The organism is Pseudooceanicola onchidii (assembly GCF_004959925.1).
In the GTDB taxonomy this organism is placed as follows: domain Bacteria; phylum Pseudomonadota; class Alphaproteobacteria; order Rhodobacterales; family Rhodobacteraceae; genus Pseudooceanicola; species Pseudooceanicola onchidii.
In genome coordinates, this window is record NZ_SPUW01000001.1 from 1630881 (window position 1) to 1638634 (window position 7754).

Consider the following 7754-nt stretch of genomic DNA (forward strand, 5'->3'; position numbering starts at 1 on the left):
AATGGTTCACCAGACGCAGGCAAGGCAGGTATTCCCATGTCCAGGAACGGCACGCTACTTCTGACCGGTGGTTCGGGCATGGTGGGGCGCAACATCCTTGAACATCCGCGCGCTGCGGGCTGGACGATCCTTGCGCCCGCCTCGGCCGAGCTTGACCTGACCGACGCCGCGATGACCGACGCCTATGTCGCGGACAAAAAGCCCGACATCGTGGTTCATTGTGCCGGCCAGGTCGGCGGCATCCAGGCCAACATGGCGCAGCCCGTGGCCTTTCTGGAACGCAACACCGCCATGGGACGCAACATCATTATGGCCGCGCACAAGGCGGGCGTGCGGCGCTTCCTGAACCTCGCCTCGACCTGCATGTACCCCCGCACCGCGCCCAACCCGCTGACCGAGGACATGATCCTGACCGGTGAGCTTGAGCCGACGAACGAAGGCTATGCCCTGGCCAAGATCATGGCGACGCGCCTGTGCCAGTACATCCGCCGCGAGGACGAGGGCGCACAGTACAAGACCCTGATCCCCTGCAACCTTTTTGGCCGCCACGACAAGTTCGACCCCCGGCATTCGCACCTGCTACCCGCGATCATCCACAAGGTCTACGAGGCGCAGCAAGCCGGATCGTCGGAGGTCGAGATCTGGGGCGACGGCACCGCGCGGCGCGAATTCATGTACGCGGGCGATCTGGCCGACGCGGTGCTGAAAGCGGCGGAGGAGATCGAGGCGATCCCCGACCTGATGAACGTCGGTCTGGGCCACGACCATTCGATCAACGACTATTACCGTACGGTTGCGGATGTGATCGGCTGGGACGGCACCTTCACCCACGACCTCGGCCGTCCCGTCGGCATGAAGCAGAAGCTCTGCGACACCACCCGCCAGACCGACTGGGGCTGGCATGCGCCGACGACCCTTCCCGACGCCATCGCCAAGACTTATGATTTCTACCTGACCGAGGCCGCAGCATGAGCATTCTCTACCCCCTCGCCACCTCCTCCTGGGACCAGTCCGAACAGGACGCCATCCAGCGCGTCATCGCCTCGGACCGCTATTCCATGGGGGCCGAGGTTGCGGAGTTCGAAACGAAGTTCGCCGAATTCTTCGGGTCGAAGTTCGCCGTGATGGTCAACTCCGGCTCTTCCGCCAACCTGCTGATGACCGCCGCGCTCTTTTTTACCAAGAACCCGGCGCTGAAACTGAACCGCGGGGACGAGATCATCGTGCCCGCCGTCAGCTGGTCCACCACCTATGCGCCGCTGCAACAATACGGCCTGCACCTCAAGTTCGTCGATATCGACCTCGAGACGCTGAACTATGACCTGACCGCGCTGGAAGAGGCCGTGACCGACCGCACCCGCGCGATCATGGTGGTCAACCTGCTGGGCAACCCGAACGATTTCGACGCCCTCACCCGCATCATCGACGGCCGCGACATCGTGGTGATCGAGGACAACTGCGAAAGCATGGGCGCGACCTTCGGCGGCAAGCAATGCGGCACCTTCGGGGTCATGGGCACCTTCTCGTGCTTCTTCTCGCACCACATCTCGACCATGGAGGGCGGGATGGTCGTCACCGACGACGAAGAGCTCTACCACGTCATGCTGGCCCTGCGCGCCCATGGCTGGACCCGTAACCTGCCCAAGTTCAACCATGTGACGGGCGAGAAATCCGACGATCCGTTCGAAGAAAGCTTCCGCTTCGTCCTGCCCGGCTACAACCTCCGCCCGCTCGAGATGTCGGGCGCCATCGGCCTTGCGCAGCTGGAAAAACTCCCCGACCTGATCCGGGGGCGCCGCGCCAACGGGACGCTGGTCCAGAACGCGCTTGGCAACCACCCCAAGTTCATGATCCAGCGCGAAATAGGCGCGTCGAGCTGGTTCGGCTTCTCACTGGTGATCCGACCCGACACCGGGCTGGCCCGCGCCGATCTGGTCCGCGACCTGACCGCCGCCGGGTTCGAATGCCGCCCGATCGTGGCCGGCAATTTCGCCAAGAACGAGGTCATGGCGCATTTCGATTACGAGGTGCACGGGACGCTTAAGAACGCCGACTACATCGACCAGCACGGCCTGTTCGTCGGCAATCACCATTATCCGATCCCCGAGGCGGTCGAGGCGCTCTCGCGCCTCTGACAGCCCTTGGCCACCAAAAGTACGAAAGGGCGCCCCCCTCGCAGGTGGCGCCCTTTCTTTGGTCTTTGTTCCCTATCAGACGATGCTGTCGTCGTAGGTCGACAGGTTGAAACTGTCCCAAGCGCCCCAGGCAATGCCGTCATGGGCGCGCACCCAAAGGACCTGATCCGATACTGACCCGTCACGCTGGAACCAGATGCCGTCCAGGTCCGAGGTCTGGTAGCCGGTCTTGGCGTTTACGACGCCACCATCAGCCCACCAATTGTTGGACCCTGCACTGTCGTAGACTTCGTAGTTGGTGATCACATCGCCATCTTCATCAGTCACGTTCATGACGGTGTTCAGACGCACCCAAGCGTATTCGTTAAGCCCGATGGCCTGGTCGGCAATGGTCACCACCGGCTTGGAATTCGCCTTGGTGATCAGGTCGAATGTATCCATCGCGCTCCAGTCCGTACCATCGCTCACCTCGATCCCGAGCGTCTGGGTCGATGCAACGGCATCCCGCTTGATCCAAACCCCGTCGATATTGCTGGTGGTATAGCCCGAGGACGTGTCCCGGATCGCACCGTCGGCGAACCAATTCGAGGCACCCGTGGTATCATAGAGGCGCACAGCCGTGATGTCCTGGCCGTCGGCGTCAGTCGTGTTCAGGATCGTGTTCAACTGGACCCATTGATAGGCTTCCAGCTGGATGGTGAGATCTTCCACCGCGACCACGGGAGCGGAATTTTCCGCCGAAGTGAGCGTAAAGCTGTCCCAATCGCTCCAGGACGCGCCATCATGGGCACGGACCCAAAGCTTCTGGCTGGACGCCACATCGTCGCGCTGCATCCAGATCCCGTTAAGGTTGGACGTCACGTATCCCTTGTATGCATCCACGACCTTGCCGTCCGCGTACCACGAATGGCCCCCGACGCTATCGTAGATTTCGTACTTCGTGATGGCATCGCCATCTGCGTCCGAGACATTGATGACATCCGAAAGCTTGAGCCAGCGATAATCGGACAGGACGATGGACTGGTCATCGACCGAAACGACAGGTTTCGAATTGACGGCGTCCGTGGTCAGCGTGAAGGCCGTCCATTCACCCCATTCGAAACCATCGTGCGCACGAACCTCCATTGTCTGTACAGAGGATTCACTATCCCGGCGGTACCAGATACCGCTGAGATTGGTGGTAACGTAGCCCGAGGTCGCATCCCGCAGGGCACCGTCTGCGTACCAATTGTTGATACCGGTGGTGTCACGCAACTCGTATTGGGTGGCCGTATTTCCATCCGCGTCTGAAAACGACATGACCGTATTCAGTTGAACCCAAGGATATTCGGTAATCCGCACCGTATCGTCGGGAACGACCAACTGCGGCAGAGCATTAAGCGCCTCCTGCGCCAACGCATCCACCTTGACGTTCTCGGTGCCAAGCGTCGCCGTCTTGGTCACCGTGCCAGCCAGCCCGCCGCCTGAGAACACTATTTCATAAGTGTCGGCGGGCACTTCGATCTGCCAGCCGCCCGCGTCCCATGTCGTCGTCGAAAAGGTTCCCGCGTTGCCGGTCAGGGTCACGGTGACGCCGCCCATGCCTTCGCCGATGTCATAGAAATTGTCGCTGTCCTGGTCGTCGATCACGACGCCAAGGAACTGCGCGACGTAATCCAGACGGCCCCCGAAGTGCTGTGTCGTGACGTTCGGACCCACGCTGGTGCCGGGATCGGAGTCGACCACGACGCCCACCCCGATCTCGGTGTAGTTCGCCGACATGATGACGTTCCGATGCCCGGCGGGGTCCTGGATGCCATCGCCGGTGGTCTGCCAGTTGGCGTTCAGCTGGCCGTTCGTGTAATCCACCGCATCGTAGCCCCAGTCGATGACGAACCCGGCGTGGCCGTAAAGCGCGTCGTCACTGAACGCAAAGATGTTCTCGGCGATGTAGGAGTTGTCGGGATAGCCGGCCGCATCGAACTTGCCGCGCGTGTCGGGCTCGCCCTCGAAATTGTGCGCCTGTTCGTCAAGCCGGATCATTCGTTCGGAATGCGTGGTGGCAGAGTCGTTCAGCAGGCTGTTCCATGCCAGCGGCGACAGCGCCGAAAGGCTGGCCAGCTGCGTGTCCAATGCGGCCAGATCCACGCCGAAGTAACTGATGGCGTTGTCAATGTCGCCGTCCACACCGACAAGCCGGTCGTACTCGTTGGTGGGATCCATGCGGAACCGGTTCACCAGTTCCATCGTCAATTGTTCGTATGCGGTCGGAGAACCCATAATTTTCGCCCGTTCCTATCGTTGGAAACAGCCCCAAGGGCCGTGCATTGGATGTGTGATATCAGGCAGGTAATCCGGTCAGCAAAACGAACCAGCCCAGCCCCTCAGCTTCGCATCAAGCTAGCAGTCCAAAGGTACGAAGCAAGTAAACATGTTGTTTCACAGGCCATATACTTTGTGCTGTCAAAGATGTGATCGCACCATCACTTGGCCTGCCCACCAAGGTCGATCGACGCCTGTCCTGGCACCGCAAGCGACCGCTTATTCAGGGGGTAGTGGCGGAGGGAATGACTCGAAAATTAAATCGGCTTTTTTGGCAGTTCGGATCGAGTCTGGATGGCACGAAAATCTCTGAAATCTTGAGAAAAGTGTCCGACCCCATGCCGAAGGGGGCCGCTCCATCCCGAACGTTCCGACGCCGCTTCTAAGGCTTGCGCCAATCTACGCTCTATCCGCCTGTTCTGGACATAGTCTTTGAGTACTCAACATACCGACTTGAATAGGTTTTCTTCTTACGGCTTCGTTCTGCTGCGACCAAAGTGAGTTGCGCAAAAGGAGACGAAAATGAGCGAAGTATGTCTGAGTCAGATCGAACTGGCGGCACGTTGGAAGATCAGCCACCGAACACTTGAGCGCTGGCGTTGGGCTCAAGAGGGTCCGCGATACCTCAAGCTGGGCGGACGGGTAATCTACAGGCTGTCCAATGTCGAGGGATTCGAGAGGGAGGTTCAAAGCTTTCCAGACAAGCTATCGATCGAAGGCTGACGCCGCTAGCTCGACGCTTGTCTTGCATGAAGAGGCTTCGCAGAGATACAAAATCCACTCCAGATCGGTCGAGTTTTCACCGATTGCGTGACCACGTTTGTCGTCTCATGAACAATCAAGGCGGAGCAAACCGATAAGCAACGGCCACCTACCCCCACACGGGCATTCTACTATGGATAAGTAGCAAGGCCGCTTATTGAAAGGTACAGCAATGCATGCGGAAGATCCTGGGAAGCTAGTCGCGGGTAACCGCTACCTGCATCGAGACGCGGTCGCCCATCTGGAGCAAGCCTTGCAGTCAGAAGTCTGGGAGGCTGAAGCGATAGCGAATGCATCGCACTGGAACGTCGTCAAGATTAACACGATTGGACTAAAGCGAATTTCGCTCCTAACTTACGAGGATTTTGAACGGCCATTTCCGGCCTTGCTCGAGAGCATCACCGTGAACCTAGAGAACCAGACTGCGGTTCGGCGTTCTTACCGTGCACGCGTCAACCCACCAGTACTTCATCGTAAAGAACTTCTCCTGCCAGCTGATCACCCAAGGCGCGAGGAGTTTAGCGAACTGACGATTGGCCTCGAACGCATAGGGCTTCTAAGAGAGACGAGTTCCATTGGGACAAGGCGTGCGTGGGACGAACGTATGCGGGAAGCTGGCGTCAAAATTGTCGGGCATACAATTGAGCTGCTTGACGAGCACCTTTTAAAGCCAGATGCCACCATCCAGCGACATCTCGCGGCCATTCGGAGAGACGGGCTATCGTCACCAATTCAGTCACTGATCCGTTATGGCTTAATCAATGAAAAGACCACCGTATTCGACTACGGGTGCGGATTCGGATCGGATATCGAAGGGCTTCAGGCGGCTGGCATTTCGGCCGCCGGGTGGGATCCATACTACTCTCCGGATCAGCCACGCGAGCCAGCTCACGTGGTAAATCTCGGCTTTGTTCTGAATGTGATCGAGACCCCCGCTGAGCGGCAGGACGTCCTGCGTTCGGCCTTTGCCCTCGCGCAACGCTGCCTCGCGGTCGCCGTCATCACCTCTAGCCGGGCGCGAACAGAGACGTGCCGACCCTATGGTGACGGGCACGTCACACGCCGCGGTACGTTTCAGAAATTCTATCGCCCGGTCGAACTCAAGGAAGTGATTGAATCCACATTGGGCAGAGAGGCATTTCCGGCAGGACCAGGTCTCTTCTTCATTTTTGCAGATCCGGTGTCCGAGCAATCCTACCTGCTGTCTCGACAAACTCGCCGGCCCGTCCCGGCCGTGAGCGCCGCCGCACGGCGAAAGGAGGCGCGAGAAGCGGCCTTCGAGGCCCTCCGACCTGACCTCGAAGCCATTGCGGCAGTAGCGACAGAACTTGGAAGGTGGCCAGCGGTGGTCGAACTTCCGCAGGAAATACTTAACCGGCTCGAGGCGGCAAATACCTCGGCCGCGAAGGCAATCAGTTTGGCGAGCAGCCTGTCCGACCCCGAAATTCTCGACGAAGTAGCCCAGCAGAGGCAGGAAGATATCGCTGTCTATCTAGCGCTCAACCAATTCAATCGGCGCAAGAATTACAGGGACTTGCCAGAGCGTCTCCAAAGGGATGTTCGTGCGCTGTTCCAAAATTTCACCACGGCGCAAGCGACAGCGCATGATCTGCTTTTCTCTCTCGCTGACTGTGAGCGTCTCTGCGCCGCGGCCGAGGCTACCGCCAGTGAAGGGCTGGGTTATTTGGACGAAGAAAAGAACTACTGGGTTGGAACTGAACTAACACCGCGACTCCCCGCAGTGCTGCGTTGTTTTGCAGGCTGTGCTGAGAAGTACGCCGGTGGCTTCGACGAGATGCAACTTATTAAATTTCATCTTCGAACCGGCAAGTTGACAGGTTTCCGCTATGCAGACTTTGAGCTGTCCCCTATTCCGCGTCTAGAGGTTCGAACCAAGGTCGATCTGAGGCGGCAGCGAATTTCGGACTTCGACCACCACGGTGAGGATCAGCGCCTGCTCTTGAAGTCTCGATTCATGTCAACTGATCAAACTGGTTTTGAGCGTCAGAAAAGGTTCGATGCGCAAGCGGCTGAAATCGGATTGGATGGGTTCGGGATCCGCGCCACCGGAAGGGAGATAGCGTTGGCCGCCGAAACTGCGGGCCTTGTTCTTAGCGGGTGGAGTTGGGCGCCTGTTGCTTTCCGATAGCAAAGGCACTTTTATTCATGGCTGCCAGGACTTGCTTATAAGCCTGGGGAGTTGCTGTGCGCCGCTACGAAGAGCTAGACTAGGCAAAAAAAAACCGATGGGTTGCCAAGTGCATTACTTCAACCAGTAGGCAGGCGATACTCAGCGTGAAACCAGGCATTTTCCTCACCAAGCGCGCTCAGACACGCCCGCCATCGCCAAGTATGCGCAAGTCAGTACAGAGCAAAACCATCCGTAGCTTCCCCCAAGGTCATTCGGCTATGCTGATGATATGAGCAAAACTAAACTCCTTGAGTTCCTCAGAAATACCATGTCGATGACGGACGTCTACCAGCCGGTGGTCGTGAGGGAACTTCTCTTGCATGGTGGGCACCGCACAAAGACCGAACTGGCTGCCGCGTTCGCGG

Annotated in this window: 5 protein-coding genes; 4 read left to right on the forward strand and 1 reads right to left on the reverse strand. The window is 58.6% G+C overall.

The features are described from left to right. Positions 1-36: 36 nt before the first annotated feature. A complete protein-coding gene (locus E4S58_RS07880; RefSeq protein WP_136635760.1) occupies positions 37-972 on the forward strand; it encodes a GDP-L-fucose synthase family protein in 936 nt (311 codons plus the stop codon). Next, complete coding sequence (locus E4S58_RS07885) at positions 969-2135, forward strand: DegT/DnrJ/EryC1/StrS family aminotransferase (protein WP_136635761.1); 1167 nt, start codon at positions 969-971, stop codon at positions 2133-2135. Before E4S58_RS07880 ends, E4S58_RS07885 begins: the two co-directional genes overlap by 4 nt. Before the next feature lie 75 nt (positions 2136-2210). On the opposite strand, the gene E4S58_RS07890 is transcribed toward E4S58_RS07885, so the two are convergent. Next, positions 2211-4394: a CAP domain-containing protein gene (locus E4S58_RS07890; protein WP_136635762.1), complete on the reverse strand. Its 2184-nt coding sequence runs from the start codon at positions 4392-4394 to the stop codon at positions 2211-2213. Positions 4395-4958: 564 nt separating this feature from the next. On the opposite strand from E4S58_RS07890, the gene E4S58_RS07895 reads away from it, so the two are divergent. Then, the gene (locus E4S58_RS07895) at positions 4959-5159 is read left to right on the forward strand and encodes a helix-turn-helix transcriptional regulator (RefSeq protein ID WP_136635763.1); all 201 of its coding nucleotides are present in this window, start codon (positions 4959-4961) and stop codon (positions 5157-5159) included. A 196-nt stretch (positions 5160-5355) separates the two neighbouring features. Further along, complete coding sequence (locus E4S58_RS07900; protein WP_169052624.1) at positions 5356-7347, forward strand: DNA phosphorothioation-associated putative methyltransferase; 1992 nt, start codon at positions 5356-5358, stop codon at positions 7345-7347. The last annotated feature ends 407 nt before the right edge of the window (positions 7348-7754 follow it).